This window comes from Bradyrhizobium sp. Cp5.3, from assembly GCF_000426265.1.
Classification (GTDB): domain Bacteria; phylum Pseudomonadota; class Alphaproteobacteria; order Rhizobiales; family Xanthobacteraceae; genus Bradyrhizobium; species Bradyrhizobium neotropicale.
The window spans coordinates 122,395-144,456 of sequence record NZ_AUFA01000004.1 but is presented as its reverse complement, the minus strand read 5'-3'; the positions used below and the strand labels follow the sequence as shown (position 1 = coordinate 144,456).

22 protein-coding genes are annotated in these 22,062 nt (G+C 65.4%); 13 read left to right on the top strand and 9 right to left on the bottom strand.

Annotated features, from left to right (window positions below; translation table 11 throughout):
• The first annotated feature begins 18 nt into the window (after positions 1 to 18).
• Both K289_RS0108405 and K289_RS0108400 read left to right on the top strand, forming a co-directional pair.
• Positions 19 to 1,251, top strand: coding sequence for an acetyl-CoA C-acetyltransferase (locus K289_RS0108405; RefSeq protein WP_027551091.1), 1,233 nt, complete (start codon positions 19 to 21; stop codon positions 1,249 to 1,251).
• Between the two features lie 281 nt (positions 1,252 to 1,532).
• Positions 1,533 to 1,835, top strand: coding sequence for an HU family DNA-binding protein (locus tag K289_RS0108400; protein ID WP_027528369.1), 303 nt, complete (start codon positions 1,533 to 1,535; stop codon positions 1,833 to 1,835).
• A gap of 70 nt (positions 1,836 to 1,905) precedes the next feature.
• Here the strand turns inward: K289_RS0108400 and K289_RS51455 are convergent, their stop codons facing one another.
• From K289_RS51455 to K289_RS0108385, 4 genes are all read right to left on the bottom strand, one after another.
• Positions 1,906 to 2,064 (bottom strand): hypothetical protein, encoded by a 159-nt coding sequence (locus tag K289_RS51455; protein ID WP_198024673.1) that lies wholly within the window; start codon positions 2,062 to 2,064, stop codon positions 1,906 to 1,908.
• Between the two features lie 6 nt (positions 2,065 to 2,070).
• Complete coding sequence (gene lon, locus K289_RS0108395; protein WP_027551090.1) at positions 2,071 to 4,452, bottom strand: endopeptidase La; 2,382 nt, start codon at positions 4,450 to 4,452, stop codon at positions 2,071 to 2,073.
• 8 nt (positions 4,453 to 4,460) lie between these two features.
• The gene (locus K289_RS0108390) at positions 4,461 to 4,844 is read right to left on the bottom strand and encodes an Hsp20/alpha crystallin family protein (protein WP_027551089.1); all 384 of its coding nucleotides are present in this window, start codon (positions 4,842 to 4,844) and stop codon (positions 4,461 to 4,463) included.
• A 195-nt stretch (positions 4,845 to 5,039) separates the two neighbouring features.
• Entirely contained in the window at positions 5,040 to 5,621 is a 582-nt protein-coding gene (locus K289_RS0108385; protein WP_027551088.1) for a ferritin-like domain-containing protein, read from the bottom strand.
• Between the two features lie 151 nt (positions 5,622 to 5,772).
• Between K289_RS0108385 and K289_RS0108380 the strand changes: the two genes are divergently transcribed.
• From K289_RS0108380 to K289_RS48530, 5 genes are all read left to right on the top strand, one after another.
• On the top strand, positions 5,773 to 6,399 hold the full coding sequence (locus tag K289_RS0108380; RefSeq protein ID WP_027551087.1) for a MarC family protein: 627 nt from the start codon (positions 5,773 to 5,775) through the stop codon (positions 6,397 to 6,399).
• A gap of 159 nt (positions 6,400 to 6,558) precedes the next feature.
• Positions 6,559 to 7,212 carry a class II aldolase/adducin family protein gene (locus K289_RS0108375; protein ID WP_198024672.1) on the top strand — a complete coding sequence of 218 codons (654 nt, stop codon included), beginning with the start codon at positions 6,559 to 6,561 and terminating at the stop codon, positions 7,210 to 7,212.
• A 13-nt stretch (positions 7,213 to 7,225) separates the two neighbouring features.
• Entirely contained in the window at positions 7,226 to 9,013 is a 1,788-nt protein-coding gene (locus K289_RS0108370; RefSeq protein WP_027551085.1) for a chloride channel protein, read from the top strand.
• 183 nt (positions 9,014 to 9,196) lie between these two features.
• Positions 9,197 to 10,033 carry a hypothetical protein gene (locus K289_RS0108365; protein ID WP_027551084.1) on the top strand — a complete coding sequence of 279 codons (837 nt, stop codon included), beginning with the start codon at positions 9,197 to 9,199 and terminating at the stop codon, positions 10,031 to 10,033.
• Positions 10,034 to 10,197: 164 nt separating this feature from the next.
• The gene (locus tag K289_RS48530; RefSeq protein ID WP_051310522.1) at positions 10,198 to 11,514 is read left to right on the top strand and encodes an alpha/beta hydrolase; all 1,317 of its coding nucleotides are present in this window, start codon (positions 10,198 to 10,200) and stop codon (positions 11,512 to 11,514) included.
• A gap of 104 nt (positions 11,515 to 11,618) precedes the next feature.
• Here K289_RS48530 and K289_RS0108355 read toward each other — a convergent pair whose 3' ends face one another.
• On the bottom strand, positions 11,619 to 11,876 hold the full coding sequence (locus tag K289_RS0108355; RefSeq protein ID WP_027551083.1) for a DUF2798 domain-containing protein: 258 nt from the start codon (positions 11,874 to 11,876) through the stop codon (positions 11,619 to 11,621).
• 290 nt (positions 11,877 to 12,166) lie between these two features.
• On the opposite strand from K289_RS0108355, the gene K289_RS0108350 reads away from it, so the two are divergent.
• Entirely contained in the window at positions 12,167 to 12,556 is a 390-nt protein-coding gene (locus K289_RS0108350) for a hypothetical protein (protein ID WP_027551082.1), read from the top strand.
• Between the two features lie 171 nt (positions 12,557 to 12,727).
• Here K289_RS0108350 and K289_RS0108345 read toward each other — a convergent pair whose 3' ends face one another.
• Positions 12,728 to 12,946 (bottom strand): hypothetical protein, encoded by a 219-nt coding sequence (locus K289_RS0108345; RefSeq protein ID WP_027551081.1) that lies wholly within the window; start codon positions 12,944 to 12,946, stop codon positions 12,728 to 12,730.
• A gap of 226 nt (positions 12,947 to 13,172) precedes the next feature.
• Here K289_RS0108345 and K289_RS0108340 point away from each other — a divergent pair, with 226 nt between their 5' ends.
• The 4 genes from K289_RS0108340 to uraD all read left to right on the top strand — a co-directional run bounded on the left by K289_RS0108340 (position 13,173) and on the right by uraD (position 15,783).
• Entirely contained in the window at positions 13,173 to 13,445 is a 273-nt protein-coding gene (locus K289_RS0108340; protein ID WP_035684263.1) for a hypothetical protein, read from the top strand.
• 92 nt (positions 13,446 to 13,537) lie between these two features.
• Complete coding sequence (locus K289_RS0108335; RefSeq protein WP_027551079.1) at positions 13,538 to 13,951, top strand: DUF3830 family protein; 414 nt, start codon at positions 13,538 to 13,540, stop codon at positions 13,949 to 13,951.
• Between the two features lies 1 nt (position 13,952).
• On the top strand, positions 13,953 to 14,888 hold the full coding sequence (puuE, locus tag K289_RS0108330) for an allantoinase PuuE (RefSeq protein WP_027551078.1): 936 nt from the start codon (positions 13,953 to 13,955) through the stop codon (positions 14,886 to 14,888).
• 7 nt (positions 14,889 to 14,895) lie between these two features.
• Positions 14,896 to 15,783: a 2-oxo-4-hydroxy-4-carboxy-5-ureidoimidazoline decarboxylase gene (uraD, locus tag K289_RS0108325; RefSeq protein ID WP_027551077.1), complete on the top strand. Its 888-nt coding sequence runs from the start codon at positions 14,896 to 14,898 to the stop codon at positions 15,781 to 15,783.
• On the opposite strand, the gene K289_RS0108320 is transcribed toward uraD, so the two are convergent.
• Positions 15,780 to 18,506, bottom strand: coding sequence for a molybdopterin-dependent oxidoreductase (locus K289_RS0108320; protein WP_027551076.1), 2,727 nt, complete (start codon positions 18,504 to 18,506; stop codon positions 15,780 to 15,782). The genes uraD and K289_RS0108320 overlap by 4 nt on opposite strands.
• Entirely contained in the window at positions 18,503 to 19,330 is an 828-nt protein-coding gene (locus K289_RS0108315; protein WP_027551075.1) for an FAD binding domain-containing protein, read from the bottom strand. The genes K289_RS0108320 and K289_RS0108315 overlap by 4 nt, the downstream gene beginning before the upstream one ends.
• Positions 19,331 to 19,479: 149 nt before the next feature.
• Here K289_RS0108315 and K289_RS0108310 point away from each other — a divergent pair, with 149 nt between their 5' ends.
• Positions 19,480 to 20,829 (top strand): 8-oxoguanine deaminase, encoded by a 1,350-nt coding sequence (locus tag K289_RS0108310; protein ID WP_027551074.1) that lies wholly within the window; start codon positions 19,480 to 19,482, stop codon positions 20,827 to 20,829.
• Positions 20,830 to 20,921: 92 nt separating this feature from the next.
• On the opposite strand, the gene K289_RS0108305 is transcribed toward K289_RS0108310, so the two are convergent.
• Positions 20,922 to 21,998, bottom strand: a complete 1,077-nt coding sequence (locus K289_RS0108305) for a BMP family ABC transporter substrate-binding protein (protein WP_027551073.1) — start codon at positions 21,996 to 21,998, stop codon at positions 20,922 to 20,924.
• Positions 21,999 to 22,062: the final 64 nt, after the last annotated feature.

The following is a 22,062-nucleotide window of genomic DNA, read 5'->3' as shown; positions in this document are numbered from 1 at the left end:
AAGAAGAGGGCAACGCCCATGGTTGACGCGCTGATCATCGATGCCTGCAGGACGCCGCGGGGCGTCGGCAAGGCCGGAAAGGGAGCACTGTCCGGTATCCATCCGCAGCAGCTGGGTGCAACCGTCCTGCGTGCGCTCGCCGATCGCACCGGGATCAACACGGCCGATGTCGACGACATCGTCTGGGGCTGCAGCGCGCAGGTCGCAACGCAAAGCGGCGATCTCGGGCGGATGTCGGCGCTCGATGCCGGCTACGACGTGCGCGCCAGCGCCGTGACGCTCGACCGCTTCTGCGGTTCCGGCATTACCAGCGTCAACATGGCGGCAGCCTCGATCATGGCGGGCGCCGAAGACCTCGTCGTCGCCGGTGGCTGCGAGATGATGTCGATGGAGGGACGGCGCGGGTCTAACCCCATGATGATGGACTCCGGCAACCTGCGGCTTCGCGCCAGGCATCCGCAGTCGCATCAGGGCGTCTGCGCCGATGCGATCGCGACGCTCGAGGGCATCACCCGGCAGGACGTCGACGCGCTCGGCCTCGAGAGCCAGAAGCGCGCTACGCATGCGATGGCGAGCGGCCACTTCAAGAAGAGCCTCGTGCCGGTCCATCGCGAGGACGGCAGCCTCGCGCTCGATCATGAAGAGTATCCGCGGCCGCAGACCACGATGGAAGGTCTTGGCTCGCTGAAGCCTGCATTCCCGGCGATCGCCGACTATGCACTCGACGACAAGGGCACGACCTATCGCGGCCTGATCCTGCAAAAATATCCGGACTTGAAGATCGACTTCGTGCACCACGCCGGCAACTCCTCCGGCGTCGTGGATGGTGCCGCCGCGATCCTGCTGGCCTCGCCCGCCTACGCCAAGGCGCATGGCCTGAAGCCCCGCGCCCGTGTCGTGGCGATGGCCAATATGGGGGACTCGCCGACGTTGATGCTGAACGCGCCGGTGCCGGCGACCCGCAAGGTGCTGGCGAAGGCCGGCCTCACCATCGACGACATCGATTTGTTCGAGATCAACGAGGCCTTTGCGGTGGTTGCGGAGAAATATATCCGCGACCTCAAGCTCGACCGCGCCAGGGTCAACGTCAATGGCGGCTCGATCGCGCTCGGCCATCCCATCGGCGCCACCGGCTCGATCCTGATCGGCACCGTGCTGGACGAGCTCGAACGGCGCGACCTCAAGCGCGGCCTCGTCACCATGTGCGCCGCCGGCGGCATGGCCCCCGCCATCATCATCGAGCGCGTCTAGCCTTATTTTCCCGGGTGAATCGCGACCGGCCTCCCATAAAGAGGCCGGTCGTCGCTTGTCGAAAGCATGGAATCAGCTTTAGCAAGGCGGCGTGCGGGCCTTTGAAACAAGGCAAAAACCCGCTGCCGAGGCCTCCTCCGCTCCGGAAGTGGCTAAAAAGCAGGGTTTTTTGCCACAGGGGGGCAAAAAAGCCCGTATTTTCGCGATAAAACTGTGCAGAAGGCTATAGGCCTTCAACGGTTGGTCTAATATGCAACCGGCAACGAATCAGAGGAGACACGATGCCAACCCAACTTTCCAAATCGCAGCTGATCGAAAAGATTGCGACCGCCACCGAGCTTTCCAAGCGCGACGTCAAGAACGTCATGGAGACGCTGACCGACGTCGGCCACAAGGAGCTCAAGAAGAACGGCCTTTTCCTGGTGCCGGGTTTCGCCAAGTTCGTGGTCATCAAGAAGCCCGCGACCAAGGCGCGCAAGGGCACCAACCCGTTCACGGGTGAAGAGATGATGTTCAAGGCCAAGCCGGCCCGGAAGATCGTCCGCGCCCGCCCGGTCAAGGCCGCCAAGGACGCCGTGGCCTAAGAACGCAAAGGCCCCCTCAAACGAGGGGGCCTTTTATTTAGGGGCGGCCGCGAGGGCTGAAGCAGAGGGATCAGCCCTTGCGGCGCTTCACCCGCACCGGAACCGGCTGAAGCCGCGGCTGCGGTACACCGGGCAGCGCGTCCCGAAGCCGATCGATGGCGCGATCGAGCAACTGGCGCAGGCGCTGCGCCGTCCGGGACCTTTTCGCTCTTCCCACCCGTTCGTTCATCTCATCTCACTCCGCCGCCTCGACCTTGGCTCCGGCCGGCTCGAGCGCCGCGGCGATGGCCTCGTCCACGCGCTCCAGCCAGATGAATTCGAGGTTGTCCCGCGCGCTCTTCGGGATGTCGTCGTAGTCCCGCTTGTTGCGCGCCGGCAGCATCACCCGCTTCAGCCCGGCGGCCGCGGCCGCGACCACCTTCTCCTTGATGCCGCCGACCGGGAGCACCAGGCCGCGCAGCGAGATCTCGCCGGTCATCGCGGTGTCGCTGCGCACCGTGCGGCTCGTGAGCAGCGAGGTCAGCGCCGTGAACATCGCGACCCCCGCGCTCGGTCCGTCCTTCGGGGTTGCGCCCGCCGGGACGTGAACGTGAATGTCGCTCTTCTCGAACAGCGCCGGGTCGATGCCGAGCTGGGTCGCGCGGCTCTTCACCAGCGTGAGCGCCGCCTGCACGCTTTCGCGCATGACGTCGCCGAGCTGACCGGTCAGGATCAGCCCGCCCCGGCCGGGGACGCGCGTTGCCTCGATGAACAGGATGTCGCCGCCGACCGGCGTCCAGGCAAGGCCAGTGGCCACGCCCGGAATGCTGGTGCGCAGTGCGATCTCGCCCTCGAAGCGCGGCTGACCGAGCACGGTGCTGATGTCCTTCGGGCTGATGACGACTTTCGTGGCCGTACCCTCCGCAACCTGCACCGCGGCGTAGCGGAACACCTTGCCGATCTCCCGCTCCAGATTGCGCACGCCGGCCTCGCGGGTATAGCCCTTGACGATCAGCTTCAGTGCCTCCGGCTCGATCTCGGCCTGCTCCGCCGTCAGCCCGTTGGCCTCGAGCTGCCGCCGCACCAGATAGCGGCGCGCGATCTCGAGCTTCTCCTCCTCGGTGTAGCCGGCGAGGCTGATCAGCTCCATGCGATCCAGCAGCGGACCCGGGATCTGGTCCAGCATGTTGGCGGTCGCGATGAAGACCACGCGCGACAGGTCGAAGGGCACGCCGAGATAGTTGTCCCGGAACGTCCCGTTCTGCTCGGGGTCGAGCACCTCCAGCATCGCGGCAGAGGGATCGCCCTGCACACCGCGGCCCATCTTGTCGATCTCGTCCAGCATCATCACGCAGTTCCGGCTTCCTGCCTTCTTGATGCCCTGGATGATGTTGCCGGGCAGCGCGCCGATATAGGTGCGCCGGTGACCGCGGATCTCGGCCTCGTCATGCACGCCGCCCAAGCTGACGCGTACGAAGGGGCGATCCATCGCGCGGGCGATGGACTGGCCGAGCGAGGTCTTGCCGACGCCGGGCGGGCCGACGAAGCACAGGATCGGCGCCTTGCCCTGCGGCGCGAGCTTGCGCACGGCGAGATATTCGATGATCCGGCTCTTGATCTTCTCGAGGCCAAAGTGATCGGCATCGAGGATGCGCCGCGCCTCCTTGATGTCGATCGGCTTCTCCTCGGGCAGCGCCCAGGGCAGTTCGATCAGCCAGTCGAGATAGGTGCGGACCATGCCGGATTCGCCGGCGGCCTCCGGCATGCGCTCGTAGCGGCGCAGCTCCTTCTTGGCGTGCGCCTCCGCCTCCGGCGGCATGCCGGCCTTGGCGATCGCAGCCGTCAGCTCGGCGACCTCGGCCGCCTTGCCGTCGCCTTCGCCGAGCTGGCGCTGGATGGTCGCCATCTGCTCGCGCAGAATCGCCTCGCGCTGCCGCTCGTCGAAAGCGGCGCGGGTCTTCTGCCCGATCTCGTTGGAGATGCGCAGCACCTCCAGCCGCTCGGCGAGCTGCTTCGACACCTTCTCCACACGCAGGGCGAGGTCGATGGTCTCCAGCACCTCCTGCTTGTCCTGCGGCTTGATGTCCATGAAGGAGGTCGCCAGATCGGCCAGCGCGCCGGGCGCGGTAGTGGTCTGGAACATCGTGACCAGCTCCTGCGGCGCCTGCGGCAACAGCTCGATCGCCTCGATCGCCTGGCGCTGCAGGTTCAGCGAACGGGCCTCGATCTCGGCCGAGGTCGTCGCCGGCTCTGGAATCTGCTGAAACCGTGCAGCCAGAAATGGCTTGTCCGGCAGGAAGTCGAGAATGCGGACGCGCTGCACGCCCTGGCAGACGACATGATGCGTCCCGTCAGGCGCGGTGATGTAGCGCACGATGTTGGCGATGGTCGCGACCCGGTAGAGATCGTCCGGGCCGGGATCGTCGATCTCGGGATTGCGTTGCAGGAGGATACCGATCGGCCGCTGCTCGCGCAGCGCCTGCTGCGCGGCCGCGATCGACTTCGGACGGCCGACCGCGATCGGCGCGATCGCGCCGGGAAACAGCACCATCTCGCGGACGGGGATGATGATCAGCGCATCGTCCGGGATGCTGACGGATTCAGTGTTCGGCGTATTGTTCATCTGTTCGGGGGCCATAATCGACCTCAGGATTTGGCGAGGCGCAGTGCGACGCAGCCGTCCATCACGAAGCGGCTGATGGCATAGCGGCCGAGGGGAAGCGCGATGCGGCGCTCGAAACGTCCCTGCGGCAGTTCGAGCCGGTGGATGCGGGCGTTGCGCAGTTCGGCCGGCAACGTGCGCTGGCCGGAGATGACGAGCACGCCGTCATGGATCACCGTCTCCACATTGTCGGGATTGACGCCGGGGAGCGCGACCAGGATCAAGAGCTCATGCTCGGTCTCGAGCACGTCGATCGGCGGCTCCCAGCAGGCTTCCTGACGGCCGAACTGCTGACGCAGCCGCTCGGCGCGGGTCAGCGAGTCCAGGGCTTCGGAAAGCATCCAGTCGAGGGGATTTTTCGGTTGCATGGGCAAGGCTCTGAGGAAGGCGCTGCGATTGGAAGAACCGCATATGGGGATGGTTCCCGGGAAGTCCAGCATTGCGCGTTCAGAGTATGCCCGGTCTGCGTGATCTGAACCAGACCGCAAGTCCCCTTCAGTCAGACTGACGGCGCCGCGGATATGGTCCGCAGCGCCGTCGGCAGCAATTGGGCCGGCGCGGTATCAAGCCGCAGCGCGGTAGTGGCCTTCCGCTTCGAGGTTGATCACAGAAGTGGCGAGCTCGGTCAACGCGCGATCGGTCGATTCTTCCTCGTCCAGCGTCGCCTGGAGCAACGTTGCGGCGTCCTGCATGCCGAGTTCCTCGGCCCAGGTGCGCAGCGTGCCGTAGCGGGAGATCTCGTAGTGCTCGACCGCCTGGGCCGCAGCGAGCAGGCCGGCATCGAGGGCAGGGGCGTTCTTGAACTCCCTCATGATCTCGGCGCCCTCGTCCGTGATGCCGTTGATCGCCTCGCAAGGCTTGCCGCGCGCCGGCTTGCCAAGCATCTTGAAGATCTGGTCGAGCCGTTTGACCTGGCCCTGGGTCTCGCGCAGATGCTTGTTGAAGGCGGCCGCAAGGTCCTTCGAGTGCGCGGCCTTGGACATCTTGGGCAGGGTCTTGATGATCTTGTTCTCGGCGAAATAGATGTCCCTCAGCGTCTCCAGGAACAGATCGTTCAGCGTCTTCGGCGCCCGGCGCGTGCGCCGCGCCGCAGTCTTCCTGGTTGCGCGTTTCTTGGTTGTGCGCTTCGTGGTTCGTCTGGCCATATGTCCTCCTCTTGAGGCGACACGGGAAGGCATGCCCTTCCTCAATCCTCAGCGATCAAGAGTCTGCGAGAGCAAATGTTCCTCGCAGAGGTCGCGGCGAGCCGTTATGGATTGCAGCTCAAGCCACCGCTTGCGTGAGACGCATTCTCCCATGCTCGACTTTGCCCTGTCCGCCTTCGTGACGTTGCTGCTGGTGGTCGACCCCGTCGGCCTTGCACCGGCCTTCCTCGCTGCGACCGGGGGCATGCCCGACAAAATCAAGCGGACGATCGCGCTGCGTGCACCGTTGATCGCGGCATCAATCCTGGTTGTGATCGCGCTGGTCGGAAATTGGCTGTTGCGCCAGCTCGGGATCGGCATCCCGGCGTTCCAGATCGCAGGCGGGCTGCTCTTGTTTGGCGTCTCCTATCAGATGATCTTCGGCGACCGGCCGCATCGCGAGGCGCGCGAGGCCGACAAGGCGCTGTCCGAGCATGCCTCCGATGTCGCTGTATTTCCGCTCGCCATCCCCATGATGGCCGGCCCAGGGGCGATCGCCACCACTCTGCTGCTGGCGGGCAATGCCGGCTATGGCGTCAAGCTCGCGCTCATCATCGCGGTTGTGATCTCGGTCTGCCTGCTCTGCATGCTGTGCTTTGCCTCCGCGTCGCTGATCGCGCGGACGCTCGGGCGCACCGGCAATGCGGTGCTGTCGCGCGTGCTCGGCATGCTGCTTGCCGCCTATTCGGTGCAGTTCGTCATCAACGGCATCGCCGCCGTCCGCACGGGGCTGCCCTGATCCTAAGCCGATTCAATAATCTATTGATTTTACTGTCTATTTTAAGCTGCGGCAGGGCCGCAAGCATGACAATGCGCGGCGAGGTCCGCTTTCTCTTGCACTGTCTTATTGCTTTGACGTACTTCCCCTCTAGCAAGCTTCCATCGCCGGAAATTCGAGATGTCGATGACAGGAAACGAGCTCGACAAGAGACAGGCCATCATCGACGCCTGCCGCCGCATGAATGCGCTCGGCATCAACCAGGGCACCTCGGGCAATATCAGCCTGCGGCACAATGACGGCCTCCTGATCACGCCGACCAGCGTGCCCTACGATGCCATGACACCGGACCAGATCGTCTTCATGGCCATGGACGGCTCGCATGCCGCCAGCCAGAAGCCGTCGAGCGAATGGCGCTTCCATCGCGACATCCTGAAGTCGCGCGACGACGTCAACGCCGTCGTCCACGCCCATCCGACCTATTCGACCATTTTGGCGATCATGGGCATGGACATTCCGCCCGTGCACTACATGATCGCGGCCGCAGGCGGCGACAGCATCCGCTGCGCGCCTTATGCCACCTTCGGCACGGCGGAACTGTCCGAGCATGCGGTCCGAGCGCTGGAGGGCCGGCTCGCCTGCCTGCTCGACCATCACGGCATGATCGCGATCGGCAAGACCCTGGACAAGGCGATGTGGCTCGCAGTCGAGGTCGAGACGCTGGCGCGGCAGTATCATGGCTGCCTCCAGATAGGGAAACCGCCGCTGCTCACCAGCGCCGAGATCGAACGGGTCCGCCAGCGTATGGCCGGCTACGGCATGTCCGAAGGCTAGGGCGGGGCAGGCGGTGTTCGCGCGGATCAGGCATATCGTCGATCGCAAGGGTTCGAACCGGGTCATGGTTCGCCTGCGCGCGCTGCTGCGCAGCAACGAGTTCTACCTGATCCCGCTCGCGCTCGTGATCGGCACGCTTGCCGGCGCGGTGGTGACGCTGATGGCCGAGATCGCGCAGATCGCCCATGTCCTGATCTATGGCATTCCCGTCGACGTCCGCCTGTCCGCCCATGCGCGCGTCAGCCCCTGGGCGGCGCTGCTCGCGCCCGCGCTCGGCGGGCTCGCGCTCGGTATCATGGAATGGTCGCGGCGGCGGATGAAGATATCGAACGCGGTCGACCCGATCGAGGCCAATGCGCTGCGCGGCGGTAATCTCTCGATGCGCGACAGCGTGGTGGTGTCGAGCCAGACGCTGATCTCCAACGGCTGCGGCGCATCCGTCGGTCTCGAGGCCGGCTATACCCAGATCGGCTCGGGCATCGCCTCGCTGCTCGGCAAGTTCTTCAATCTCCGCCGCAACGATTTGCGTCTGATCGTCGGCTGCGGCGCCGCAGCGGCGATTGCGGCGGCGTTCGGCGCGCCGATCACTGGCGCCTTCTACGCCTGCGAGCTGATCGTCGGCGTCTATTCGGTCGGCAGCGCCGCGCCGATCCTGGCGGCCTCACTCGCCGGTGCACTGACCGCACAGTGGCTCGGCGGCGCCCCGTACTCGATCGAGATACCGAAGGTCTCTTCGGTCGGCATCGAGCAATATCTGGCGCTGATCGGGCTCGCGCTCGTCACCAGCGGCGTCGGCATCGCCGTGATGCGCTCGTCCTCGACGTTCGAGCGCCTGTTCGCCTGGCTGCCGGTCTGGTTGCGCCCGGTGATCGGCGGCCTCATCGTCGGCTCTTTTGCGATCGTCACTCCGCAGGTGCTCGCTGCCGGCCACGGCGCCATGGTGCTCGATCTCTTTCACGACATGACGATCGGCCTGATCGCGATCATCATTGCCTTGAAGCTGACGGCCTGTCTGATCTCGCTCGCCTCCGGCTTCCGCGGCGGCCTGTTTTTCGCCTCGCTGTTCGTCGGCAGCCTGATCGGAAAGTTCTTCGCCGCGCTGCTGCTGCTCATCAGCCCGGACTTCGCGATCGACCCGCTGGTGGCGATGCTGACGGGCATGGCGACGCTTGGCGTCGCCATCGTCGGCGGCCCGCTGACGATGTCGTTTCTCGTGCTCGAGATGACGCGCAATGTTGACGTCACCGCCGTCGTGCTGGCGGGCTGCATCGTCACCTCGATCTGCGTCCGCTTCATGTTCGGCCATTCCTTCTCGACCTGGCGCCTGCACCTGCGCGGCGAGACTATCCGCAGCGCCAACGATGTCGGCTGGCTGCGCAACCTCACCGTCGAGCGGCTGATGCGCTCCGACGTCGGCAAGGTGCCGGCGACCACGACGATTGCCGCGACGCGGCGCGAGTTCGCGCTGGGGTCGCGCCCCGGCATCGTCGTCGTCAACAATGCTGACGAATATGTCGGCCTCGTCATGCTGCCCGACCTGTTTTCCAGCGATCTCGATACCATCGCCGACGACATCCAGGTGGTCGAGCTCGCCCGTTACATCGACATCGTGCTGATCCCGGAAATGAACGTGAAGTCGGCGATGGCGGTGTTCGACGAAGCCGAGGCCGAGATGCTGGCGGTGGTCGATTCCACCGACAGCCGCAAGGTGGTGGGCTTCCTGTCCGAGACCTTCGCCCGCCGCCGCTATGTCGAGGAGATCGACAAAGCCACGCGCGGCGTGCTGGGGGCGCTGTCGTAAGCCTCTGCGGCCTCGAGGGTCGAGATAGGTATCGGAGGAGGGGGCTGCGGAACTCGTCGTCGCCCTGCCTCCTAATTTCCATGATGGGGTCTTGCTTTGGACAAATCGCGTGAGCGATCATCAGCCAGGGCAAATGCGACGGACGCCTTCGGGCGACATTGGGCTGGGGGGAGGGAAGCGCCAATGAACTCCGTAACAACACCGATCGAGCCGCGTTATGCGCTGTCCGCACGCATGGACGAAGAGCTCTCGCACACCTTCGAGAAAATCAAGAGCGTCGATGAACAGATCGCGCGCGCCAGCGAGCAGCTTTCCAGGCTCGAGCGCGATGACGCACGCAGCCGGTCGCCGCGTGGCCGGCCGGCGCTGCGCGGCATCGTCGGCCTGGTGCTGGCAGCGGGGATTGGCACCGCTGCCTTGGTCTCGCAATCATCCTACGGTGATACGGCCAGGCAGATGATCGCCGGTTGGGCACCGCTGCGTGCTGCGACGTCGTCCCAGTTGCAAGAGCCAGCCCCCGTCGCTCAGCCGAGCCCGACTGTTCAGCTCGCCGAGGCGCCGCCGGCATCGCCGCAACCTGCAGCGGCCGCTGAAGCCATACCGGAAGCGGTCGCGTCAACCGTGAGCGCGCTGCCCCCGGAGCTGACGGAATTGCTGCAGAAGCTGGCGAGCGATGTCGCAAACGTGCAGCAAGGCATCGACGAGCTCAAGGCGAGCCAGGCGCAATTGAAAGCGAACCAGGAGCAGATGTCGCTCGACAGCGTCAGGCTTGCCGATGAGTTGAAGGCAGGCCAGGAACAAATGGCACGGCTTGTCGCCAAGACGCCGGACAACAAGACGCCCGAGGTCGCCGGGAAAACGCCCGACCGGGCGAATGCGGGGCAGAAGACGAGCGCAGCGCCCGTGCCTGCGCCACGCCCGCCTGCAGCCACGACGCGCAAGCCGGCGCCGGCAACGCCGTCACCGCATGCCACGGTGCGGCAGCCGGCTCCGCTGCAGCTGCGATCCGCACAACAATAGGCGCGATCGATAGCGGCGCGCTGTTGTAGCGACGTCCGGCCGGACATCCATCGCGATGGCGATAGGCCGCACGCGCGGCGGACTTGCCAGATTCTCTGCAACCTCTAGGCTAGTGGCTCCGCCGGGCCATGTCCCTGGCCGGCCCCGCTGACGAGGGATGCGCGATGTCCGAGACGCTGCGCCTGTTGATCGCTTTGCTCGACCTCGGGCCCGGGTTGAAGGATCTGCTTGGCGACAAATGGCCGGCCTACAGCGAAGAGTTGCTGGAGCTCGCCGGACGAGCCGGCCGCGGCGACGACCTGGTCGAGCTTCGTCGCACGCTCGATGCGCTGGTCCAACGGCTGCTCGCGGAGGCGCCGGCTGCAGAGCTCGTCGAGCGCGCGGTGCGGCCACCGGCACCCACATTCGGTCCCGAAATCATAATCCGCCGCGGCCGCGTCCCGCCGACCGGTCCCACGCAGATCGTCCGGCCGAGCACCGACGACGTCACCGGCATCGTCAAGATTCCCGTCTTCTATGGCACCGATCGCGCGCGCGGCGACGACACGCCGGCGAACTACTATACGGGCCGCCGCGCAGGGCCGGCCTTCGGGATCGCAGAGGTCAGCGTGCCGACGCGCGGCCGCAACGTCGGTGAGCTGACCGGGCCGAGCTGGTGGCGTCTCGAATTCTCGCAAGATCCCGAGAAGCATGTGATCCTGATGGCGGTCGAAATGCTCGGCCGGGATGTGTTCACCGCCAGCTTGGCGGGCTCGCTCGCTGCGGCCGACCAGCGCGACGTTCTCATCTTCGTGCACGGCTACAACGTGTCGTTCGAGGATGCGGCGCGGCGTGCCGCGCAGATTTCCGTCGATCTGAAATTCGCCGGCAGGACCCTTCTGTATAGCTGGGCGTCGGCGGCGGACCCGAAGCAGTACACGGTGGATGAAGACACGATCGAATGGTCGCGCGAGCATTTCGAGGCGTTTTTCCGGCTTGCGCTGACCGAGATCGGCGCCCGCGAGGTTCACGTCATCGCCCACAGCATGGGCAACCGCGCGCTCATCAACACGCTCGAGCGCGTCAGGTCCTGGCAATTGCCGCCCGGCGCCGCGACGCTGTGCCAGGTCATCTTTGCTGCGCCCGACATCGGCCGCGACCGCTTCGTCCAGCTCGCCGAGAAGTTCAAGGGCTGCGCGCGCCGCTGCACGCTCTATGCGTCGTCAAGCGACGTCGCGCTGATGGCCTCGAGACTGGTGCACGGCTATCCGCGGGCGGGCGAAGCCGGCCCGGCGCTGCTGGTCGTCGACGGCGTCGATACGATCGACGCCTCGCTGGTCGATACCAGCCTCGTCGGGCTGCGCCATTCCTATTTCGGCAGCAAGCGCTCGATCCTCAACGACATGTTCGGCCTGATCGTGCAGCAGCTCACGCCGGATCAGCGCTTCGATCTTCAGGCCACGGGCGACGCGCTCCGAAAATACTGGAACTACCGGGCCTAGACGTTGCCCCCTCATTCCAGAGGTCGCGGACGGTGTCGCGACGGCGCGAAGTGTCGAGCAATCATGGAAGCAGGACGGCGGCTTTGCGCCGCCGTCCGTGCCGGCTATTGGCCTGCTTGAGGTGAAGGCACGACGAGGCATGCCACGATCCGGCGGACCATTGGCAGGACCACGAGCAACGTCGGAAAGGCGACGAGCCACGACAGCGCCCAGGCGCCTGGCCAGGTGGCCAGGAAGGCAGGCGTCGGCCCGAGGCTCCTCAGTGTCGAAATGATCGACACCACGGCCGTCATAAGGATGGAAAGCACAAATGGCATGACGATCGGCGCGTAGCGCGCCGGCAGTTTGCGAACCGCAATCATCTGTTTCTCTTGAGGAAAAGGACGCGTCGGTCACGTTGAACCCTTAGAATTGCATCGATCCCGACGGCGTCGGTTGATGCGTTGGTTCACGTGAAACGCTTACGGCGACCGAAAAACGGCGCGGCTGTTCATTATCCACTCAGGTTGAATCGATCAAGCTGGACTTGGTTGTTCGGTTTACAATCGTTCAAAGCGTGGCAGATTGCCGCGATCAAGAAACCATCTCAATGGTTTGCGCGTTACGTGTCGTTTTCCTATCTCTGCTTTGGGCGAGAACAGAGGACCCTCAGATGCGCGATGGACCCATGAATTTCAGAGTTGGCCACAACACCGTCCTAGCCGCGTTCGCAAGCCTCGCCCTGGTTGCGGCCTCCGCATCGCCCTCGACGGCGACCTCGCCACGTAAAGCGGTTGCTGCGAGCTCGAATGCATCCGCGGCGACCGACTTCAGCGCCGCCCGCCGCCACCGCTATTATCGTCGGGGTCCAAGTGCGGCGGGTCTCGCTTTCATGGGCGCGGCGACCGGCATTATCGCGGGGGCGATCGCGGAGAGCCAGCGCCGCGAATACTACGAAGACAATTATTACTACGGCGGCCCGCGGCACTACTATGGTCCCGGCTACGGCTACTATGGCGGTCCGGGCTACTATGGCGGTCCGGGCTATTATCAGCCCTACTGACCGTTGCGCCATCAAACAGGGCAGTGCCTGCGTAGCCGATGCCGGCTCGCAATGGCAACGTTGGGGCAGTTGCGGTTCATGTGCAGCCAATGTCGTCCCGGCTTTCGCCAGGGCGACATCCGAGAGTCCGGCGGGATGCCTCACTACGGCCAAAGCATCGCGCCTCTCGCATCACCGCCCCGCGGGCGCCGACATTGCGCCGTTGGCGTAGCGCGACCAGTCGGGCTCGGTCGGCTGTGACGGCCACAGCGCGGCGTTGGAGTCACGTATCGACTGGGTGATGGGGGCGGGTTTCGCCTTGCGGGTGTGATGGCGGCCGCTTGCCGCGGCCGCGTGGATTGTGATTGCGGCGATCAGCGTGGCGCCGAGGATGGTCAAGGTCATTCGCATTGTCGTTTCTCCCGTGATGACACGTTGGTTGCGAGCGGACTGTCTCGCGTGCGTCCTCGCGGCTGAGATGGCGATGTGTGCTGCGGACTATGACGGCAGGCGCCATCACGATGGAGCGAGCAAATCTTTTGGTCGCGGCTAAATATTCGGCAATTGCGCCCGCGCCGCCGATGGACTTGACCCGCGCAATCCGGTTGAATGGGACGATCCGAGGTTTCGAGCGACAATGATATCGAGATATCTGCTGGTCCTGTTGTTGATGGCGTCGCCGGCCGTGGCGCAAGTCAAGTTGACGCCGAAGAATACGGCGGCGCGACCCGACCCCTGCGCCCCGATCGGACGTACCGCAGACGGCAAGCTGGTCTACGCCATGACATGCGAGCACCTTCCGGCGCCGCCTCCACAGGCGGAGCTGAAAGAGGCGCCGCCGCCGGTTGCCGAGCCGGAGCCGGAAGTGCGGCGAAGCGGGATTTTCGGCTGGTCCTACGACCGCAGGTGACGGGGCCGCGGCACTTGCGCGCGCCGGTCCGGAATGCTCTTTGCTTGAAAGTTCCCTTGGAGGGCCAAAGCCCTCCGACCCAGAGAGATGAGATGAGCAAACTCGTTATCCGCGCCGGCGATTTCACCTTCGATGCCCGCTTCGAGGAGCAGCTTGCGCCCAAGACCGTCGCCGCGTTCCGCAAGGCCATGCCGTTCGAGAGCCACATCATCCATGTGCGCTGGAGCGGCGAGGGCGTGTGGATGCCGCTCGGCGATCTCGACTTCGGCGTCGGCTACGAGAACCACACCAGCTATCCCGCGCCCGGCCACATCATTCTCTATCCCGGCGGCATCAGCGAGACCGAGATCCTGCTCGCCTATGGCGGCGTGCACTTCGCGAGCAAGATGGGCCAGCTCGCCGGCAACCATTTCATCACCCTGACCTCGGGCCTGGAAAATCTCGCCACTCTCGGCAAGAGCGTGCTGTGGAAGGGCGCCCTTCCGATCCGCTTCGAGGAAGTCTGAGTTGCAGGAGCCACGCTACCCGCGCGATCTTCGCGGCTACGGCCGCAACCCGCCGCATCCGCAATGGCCGGGCAATGCGCGGGTCGCGGTGCAGTTCGTCGTCAATTTCGAGGAAGGCGGCGAGAACAACATCCTGCACGGCGACCGCGCCTCGGAAGCGTTCCTGTCCGACGTGCTCGGCGCGCAGCCCTGGCCGGGCCAGCGCCACGCCAACATCGAATCGATGTTCGAATATGGCTCGCGCGCCGGCTTCTGGCGGCTGTGGCGGATGTTCGACGAACGGAAATGGCCGACGACCGTGTTCGGCGTCGCCACCGCGCTGAAGCGCAATCCGGAAATCGTCGCGGCGATGAAAGAGGCGGGCTGGGACATTGCGAGCCACAGCCTCAAATGGATCGAGCACAAGGACATGACCGAGGCGCAGGAGCGCGCCGAGATCGCGGAGGCGATCCGTGTTCACACCGAAGCCACCGGCTCGCGGCCGCTCGGCTGGTACACCGGGCGCTCCTCGATCAACACCAACCGCCTGTTGATGGAGGAGGGCGGCTTCCTCTATCTCTGCGACTCCTATGCCGACGATCTGCCCTACTGGGTCAGGGGGACGAACGGCAGGCAGCTCGTCATTCCCTACACGCTCGATGCCAACGATATGCGCTTCATCAACCCGCAAGGCTTTGCGGAAGGTGAGCAGTTCTTCACTTACCTGAAGGACGCCTTCGACGTGCTCTATGTCGAAGGCGAGACCGCGCCGAAGATGATGTCGGTGGGGCTGCACTGCCGGCTCGCCGGCCGTCCCGGCCGCGCCGCGGGCCTGATCCGTTTCCTCGACTATATCGGCAAGCACGATCGCGTCTGGGTGCCGACGCGATTGCAGATCGCGCAGCATTGGCACGACAAGCACGCGCATCTCGCCGAAGGCGCGTTCGAGATCGGCTGAGGAAGCAATGTCGCAGGTCGCCCTGTCCGATCTCAATGCCGCGAGCGAGGCCGAGTTCGTGGCCGCGCTCGCCAATGTCGTCGAATATTCGCCGTGGATTGCCGAGCAATTGGCCGCGCGTCGTCCATTCGCCGGCATCAATCAATTGTTCGATGCGATCAAGGCGGCGATCCAGAGTGCTGAACCCGACGCGCAATTGGCGCTGATCCGCGCGCATCCCGACCTCGCGGACAAGACACAGCGTGCGGCGGGGCTCACCGCCGAGTCGAACGCCGAGCAGAACAGCGCCGGTCTTGACCGGCTGTCAGAGGCGGAATACGCGGCGTTCGAGCGCGTCAACAAAGCCTATCGCGTCAAATTCGGCTTCCCCTATATCGTCTGCGTGCGCCGTCACAGCAAGGATTCCATCCTGCGCGATTTCGAGACGCGGCTTTCCAACATTGCCAAGACCGAGACGCGGCGTGCGATCGAGGAGATCTGCCGCATCGCCGCGCTGCGGCTCGATCAGCTCGTCGCCGCCGATGACAAGCTCAAAGTGCACGGCCGGCTCTCGACTCATGTGCTCGACAATCACAGCGGCAAGCCCGCATCTGGCATCGCGGTCGAGCTGGTCGAGCTCGCGAGCCTCGGCGAAAGCCGCGTGATCACGCGTGCCGTCACCAACCATGACGGGCGTACCGATGCTCCCCTGATCAGCGGCCGCCCCCTGCCGATCGGTCGCTACGAGCTGCGCTTCAGCGTCGGCAAATATTACGCCGAGCGCAACGTGCCGATGTCCGATCCGCCGTTCCTCGACGAGATCCCGCTGCGCTTTGCGATCAGCGAGCCCGAAGGCCACTATCACGTGCCGCTGCTGGTCACGCCCTGGAGCTACGCAACCTATCGCGGAAGCTAGGATCCGAACTTCTCGTGCAGCGCCGGGAACAGCCGGTCAGGCTTGAACGGCGTCGACGTGAAGCGGATGCCCGTCGCATCGGCGATCGCGTTGCCGAGCGCTGCGGCGACGGGGTTGTATGGGCTCTCGCTCATCGACTTCGCTCCCATCGGACCGACCGTGTCGGACGTGTCGGCGAAGAACACCTCGGTGCGCGGGACGTCGGCGAAGGAGGGCAGGTGGTAGTCGCGGAACCTTGGGTTGGCGACGCGGCCGTCCGCATCGATCACCATCTCCTCAAAGAGTGCCGCGCCGAGCGCCTGCGCCACGCCGCCCTCGACCTGGCCGCGGCACTGCATGGGATTGGCGACGCGGCCGGCATCTGCCGCCTGGACGCTGCGTAGAATCCTGAGCTCGCCGGTGCCCTTGTTCACGGCCACGCGAAAGCCCTGCACGTTGAAGGCAACCGAGCGCGGCGTGCCCCCGGAATTGCCGCTGGCCGCGAGCGGCCGGCCACGCTCGCGCGCAATCGCTGCCAGCTCGGTGAATGGCATCCGCCGGACGCCGCTGACGACGGCCTCGTCCTCGAGTACGCAAGCCCCGGCGTCGCATAACCAGGCCTCGGCAGCGGCTGCCGTCAACTCGGTCGCAAGCTGCATGGCCGCGGCGTGCGTTGCCTTGCCGGCGACGAAGACGCCGGCGCTGCCATAGGCGCCGGTATCGTGTCCGCCATGAGCGGTGTCGGACTGGCGCAAGCGGATTCTGTCGACCGTGGTCGCGAGCACCGTGGCTGCGATCTGACGGTGCACGGTGCTGGTGCCGTTGCCGAACTCGGCGGTGCCGACGGTGAGATCGAAGCTGCCGTCGTCGTTGAGCGCGATCGCGGCGTCCGCGACGTGGCCGGCCGGCGGCACCGTGTCGATCATGGTCAGCGCGATGCCTTCCCCGATCAGCCACTCCGGCGAGAGGTCGGGCTTTGGCGTATCCGCCCTCATCGCGCGCTCGACGAGGTCGAGGCACTGGTCGAGCCCGTAGGAGCCATAGAGCACGTCGTGATAGTCGGACGGCGGCGGCGACAGCATGGGATCGCCGGGCTTGACGATATTGCGACGGCGCATCTCGTAGGGGCTGATGCCGAGCTGTCGTGCGAGCTCGTCGATCGCGGCTTCCATGGCAATCAGCGACTGCGGCAGGCCGTAGCCGCGAAACGCGCCCGCCGGTACCGTATTGGTGTAGACCGCGACCGCATCGACCTTCTTGTTCGGGCAATTGTAGACGCCAAAACTTTCCGCCACCGCGTGGAACAGCACGGGGCCGGCGTGATTGCCGTAGGCGCCGGTGTTGGAGAGCACGTTGAGCTGCAACGCGGTCAGCTTGCCATTTGCGTCGGCGCCGGCCTTGACGTGAATCCGCATCGGGTGCCGCGTCGACGTGGCGATGAACTGCTCCTCGCGGGTGAACTCGAGCTTCACCGGGCGCCCGGTCTTCAGCGCGGCGAGCGCCAGAATGTCCTCGACGAACATCTCCTGTTTGCCGCCAAAGCCACCGCCGACGCGTTCGCAGAATACGCGGACCTTGTCGGCGGGAAGACCGAAAATATCCGCCAGCGTGCGCCGGGTCAGGAACGGCACCTGCGTCGAGGAGCGAATGTTGAGCACGCCGGTTTCGTCTAGCCAGGCGAGGCCGCCATGGGTCTCCAGCGCCGCATGCTGCACGCGTTGTGTCGTGAATGTGCCTTCATAGATGACGGCGGAGGCTGCCAGCGCGGCAGCAACATCGCCGAACTCGGCGTGCCGTTCGGCAACGATGTTGCGCTGTGCGTCGGCGACGCGATTTGCGGTGGTCCGGTCGGGATGGATGATCGGCGCCCCGGGGGCGGTCGCCTGCTCCGGATCGATCACAGCGGGCAGGATGTCGTAGGTGACCTTCAGCCGGCGGCAGGCCTCTTCGGCGGCGGCATCGCTTTCGGCGATAACGGCAGCGACCTTCTGCCCGATGAAGCGGACGGTGTCGTCGAGGACGCGCGTGTCATCCGGATCCATCCAGTCCTTCTCATGCCGCGCGGTCGAGAACAGTGCGGGCGGGGCATCCTCATGCGTCAGCACCGCATGCACGCCGGGAACAGCCAGCGCGGCCGATGCGTCGATCGCGACGATTTTGGCGTGCGCGTGTGGCGAGCGGAGCAGCTTGATGTGCAAGAGGCCTTCGGTGGCGATGTCGAAGGTGTAGCGCGCCTTGCCGCGTACGACGTCCGGGCCGGCGGGCGCCGGCAGGCTGCGGCCGAATGCGACGCCGGCCTCGACCATGTCATCGACGTTGCTCGTGCCGTCAAGCGCGTCCTCGATCGAGCGATAGCCGGTACAGCGGCAGATGTTGCCCTTCAGCGCAGCGCCGAGATCGGTGCGCTGGGCCTGATTCAGTGTGGCGCAGGTGAGAATCATGCCGGCGGTGCAGAAGCCGCATTGGAAGCCCTGCGCATCGAGGAACGCCCGCTGCATCGGATGCGCGCCACGGTCGCCGCCAAGTCCTTCGATCGTGGTGATCGCGCGGCCCCCGGCGCGGAAGGCCGGGATCAGGCAGCTATGCACCGGCTCGCCGTCGAGCAGCACGGTGCACGCGCCACAATCGCCGGCGTCGCAGCCCTTCTTCACGCCGAACTGGCCGAGCTCGCGCAGGAAGGTGCGCAGGCACTGGCCGGCGCGCGGCGTCTGCGAAAACGACTTGCCGTTGACCTCGTAACTCATGGCCGCGCCATATCGAGCAGTTCACCGCGGATCTCCTCGGCGAGTCGCAGCGTCATGTGCTTGCGCCAGAACGGATTGCCGTGGACGTCGGTGTGGTAGAGGTCATCAGCGATGTGCTCTGCAATCGCGTCGCGAAGCGCGCTTGCATCGGGCAGCTTCGGAAAGGAGATCCGGATCGGGCGCACCGTCGATGCGGTCACCGTCAGCGCCAGCGCGCCGGCGGGATCGAGGCTGCCGATCAGAAGCGCCGCCGAACGGCCGACCGGCGTCAGCGAGATCTGGCGAAAGGCCGAGCGTCGCGTCAGCGCGGGAAGCGGGATATCGATCTGGCGCAAGAGATCGCCCGCTGTCAGGCGGTTGCGCTGGTTGCCGGTGACGAACTCGACGACGGGAATCTTCTGCTCGCCGCCGCCGGCTTTCCAGATGGTGCAGACGCCGCCGAACGCAGAGGTGAGGGAGATCATCGGCCCCGCCGGCAGCGACATGCAGAGATTGCCGCCGACAGTCGCCGTCTTCCAGATCTTGAAGGAGGCGAGGAAGGCGCGGCAGCACTGGTTGATCAGCGGCGCCGCGATCCAATCGGGCGGACACACGAGCGCATCGAGCTGGGCGATGGTGCAGGTGGCGGCGATCGAAAGATGCGTGTCGGTGATCGTCAGCGCCGGCCATCTCAAATCGGTGAGATCGATCAAGCGCGAGAGGTGGGTCTGCGGTTCCGAGAACAGCCACGTGCCGCCCGCAAGCCAAGCATCACCTGCCGTCCAAACGGGCAGTTGGGCGCGACTCCCGGGATGGGCGACAGTCGTGATGGTGTTCAAGTCCATGGCCAGGCCAGCCTCGACCGGATGCGTTACTTGCGGGAAAGTCTTGCAAGACCGGCGCCAACTGGCAACAACAAGTAGCAAGACCTCCGCGAACCTGCTGGCCCTCGCCTTGCAGGCCCGTCATACGCGGATGTGAGGAGAAATGGATCATGAGCGACGCCAAGCCGATCTGGATCAGGGATCCTCTGGCCATCCTCGCCGACGGTGCGGAGCGCGGGATCGTGGTCAGGGATGGCCGGATCGTCGAGCTCGTGCCGGCGGGCGCTCAGCCCGCCACCGCCGATGTCGCGGTGTTCGACGCAGGCGAGCACGTCGTGCTGCCCGGCCTCATCAACACGCATCACCATTTCTACCAGACGCTGACGCGAGCGTTGCCGGCGGCGATGGACCGGGAGCTGTTTCCCTGGCTCCAGGCTCTCTATCCGGTGTGGGCGAAGCTCACGCCGGAATCGCTGGAACTCGGCGTCACCGTGGCGATGTCCGAGCTCCTGCTCTCCGGTTGCACCGCCACGACGGATCATCATTACGTGTTTCCGGCCGGGCTCGAAGACGCCGTCGACATCGAGGTTGCGGTGGCCAGACGGCTCGGCGTGCGGGTGCTGCTCACGCGCGGCTCGATGAACCTGTCCCAGCGCGACGGCGGCCTGCCGCCGGACAGCGTCGTGCAGGACGAGGACACGATTCTGGCAGATAGCGCCCGCGTTGTCGCCCAACATCACCAGCGCGGCGAAGATGCGATGGTGCAGATCGCGCTCGCGCCGTGCTCGCCCTTTTCGGTGACGACGTCTCTCATGCGCGCCACCGCCGAGCTCGCGGACAAGCTCGACGTGCGCCTGCACACCCATCTCGCCGAGACCGAGGACGAGAACCGGTTCTGCCTGCAAATGCATGGCTGCCGTCCGCTCGATTATCTCGAGCAGTGCGGCTGGCTCAATGCGCGGACCTGGCTCGCGCACGGCATCTTCTTCAACGCCGACGAGATGAAGCGGCTCGGCAGGGCAGGGACAGCGATTAGCCACTGTGCTTGCAGCAACCAGCTTCTCGCATCCGGCTGCTGCCCGGTCTGCGAGATGGAGGAGGCCGGCGTCGGGATCGGGCTCGGCGTCGACGGCCCCGCCTCCAACGATGCGTCGAACCTGATGCAGGAGGTGCGCGCGGCGTTCCTGCTGCAGCGGGCACGTTACGGCGTGACCAAGGTCAGCCACAAGGACGCGCTGCGCTGGGCCACCAAGGGTTCGGCGGCCTGCGTCGGCCGTCCCGAGCTCGGCGAGATCGCCGTCGGCAAGGCGGCTGATCTGGCGCTGTTCAAGCTCGACGAATTGCGCTTCTCCGGCCATGGCGATCCCTTGGCCGCGCTCGTGCTGTGTGGCGCGCACCGGGCCGACCGGGTGATGGTCGCGGGCAAATGGGCCGTGGTCGATGGCGCGATACCGGGACTGGACGTCGCCGGTCTCATCCGCCGCCACAGTGCGGCGGCACGCGCGATGCTGGCAGGATAGAAGAGGGGGCAACCACAAGTGCCGGGTGCTTGTGGCTACCCCCTCGAACCTCCTCTGGGAGGAGCAGGTGAATTCCCCAAGCAAGAAGCGTGCTACTTGCCGGGAAGCTTGTCGTCGATGCCCTTGACGTAGAAATTCATGCCGAGGATCTGGCCGTCGTCGAGATGATCGCCGCCCTTGCACTCGATCGGCTTGTCGTCCTGCCCAACGATCGGGCACTTGAACGGATGCAGCTTGCCGGCCGTGATCGCCGCCTGGGCGTCTTCGGCCATCTTCTTCACGTCGTCGGGCATGTTGGTGTACGGCGCCATCGCGAACATGTGGCTGTCGAGGCCGCCCCAACTATCCTCCGACTTCCAGGTGCCGTCGAGCTCGGCCTTGACGCGGGCGATGTAATAGGGGCCCCAGGTGTCTAGGATCGAGGTCAGCTGCGTCTTCGGCCCGAACTTGATCATCTCGGAGTCCTGGCCGAAGGCGAGCTTGCCGCGCTCGCTGGCGATCTGCATCGCCGCCGGCGAATCCGTGTGCTGCATGATGATGTCAGCGCCCTGGTCGATCAGCGCCTTGGCAGCATCGGCCTCCTTGCCCGGATCGAACCAGGTGTTGGCCCAGATGATCTTGACCTTGATGTTCGGGTTGATGGTCTGCGCCGCGAGGATCGTCGCGTTGATGCCGGAGACGACCTCGGGAATCGGGAACGAGCCGATATAGCCGAGCACGCCTGACTTCGACATCTTGGCCGCGATCAGGCCCTGGATGTAGCGACCCTGGTACCATCTCGCCGAATAGGTCGACATGTTCGGGTTGCGCTTGTAGCCGGTGGCGTGCTCGAAATGCACGTTCGGAAATCTCTTGGCGACCTTCAGCGTCGGATCCATGTAGCCGAACGAGGTGGTGAAGATCAGCTTGTTGCCGGCGCGGGCGAGCTGCTCAATCGCGCGTTCCGCGTCGGGACCTTCGGGGACGTTCTCGAGATAGGTCGTCTCGATCTTGTCGCCGAGCTCCTTCACCAGCGCCTGGCGGGCGAGCTCATGCTGATAGGTCCAGCCGAGATCGCCGATCGGACCGAGATAAATGAAACCGACCTTCAGTTTGTCGGCGGCAGAGGCTGCACCGACGCTCCCGGCAAGCAGAAGCCCGGCAGCCAGCGCAAGAAGTGTTTTCCTCATCATCAATCTCCAAACAGTCGGGGAAAGCCACGATCCGCACCATGCGCGCCCCCTTCGCGCACGC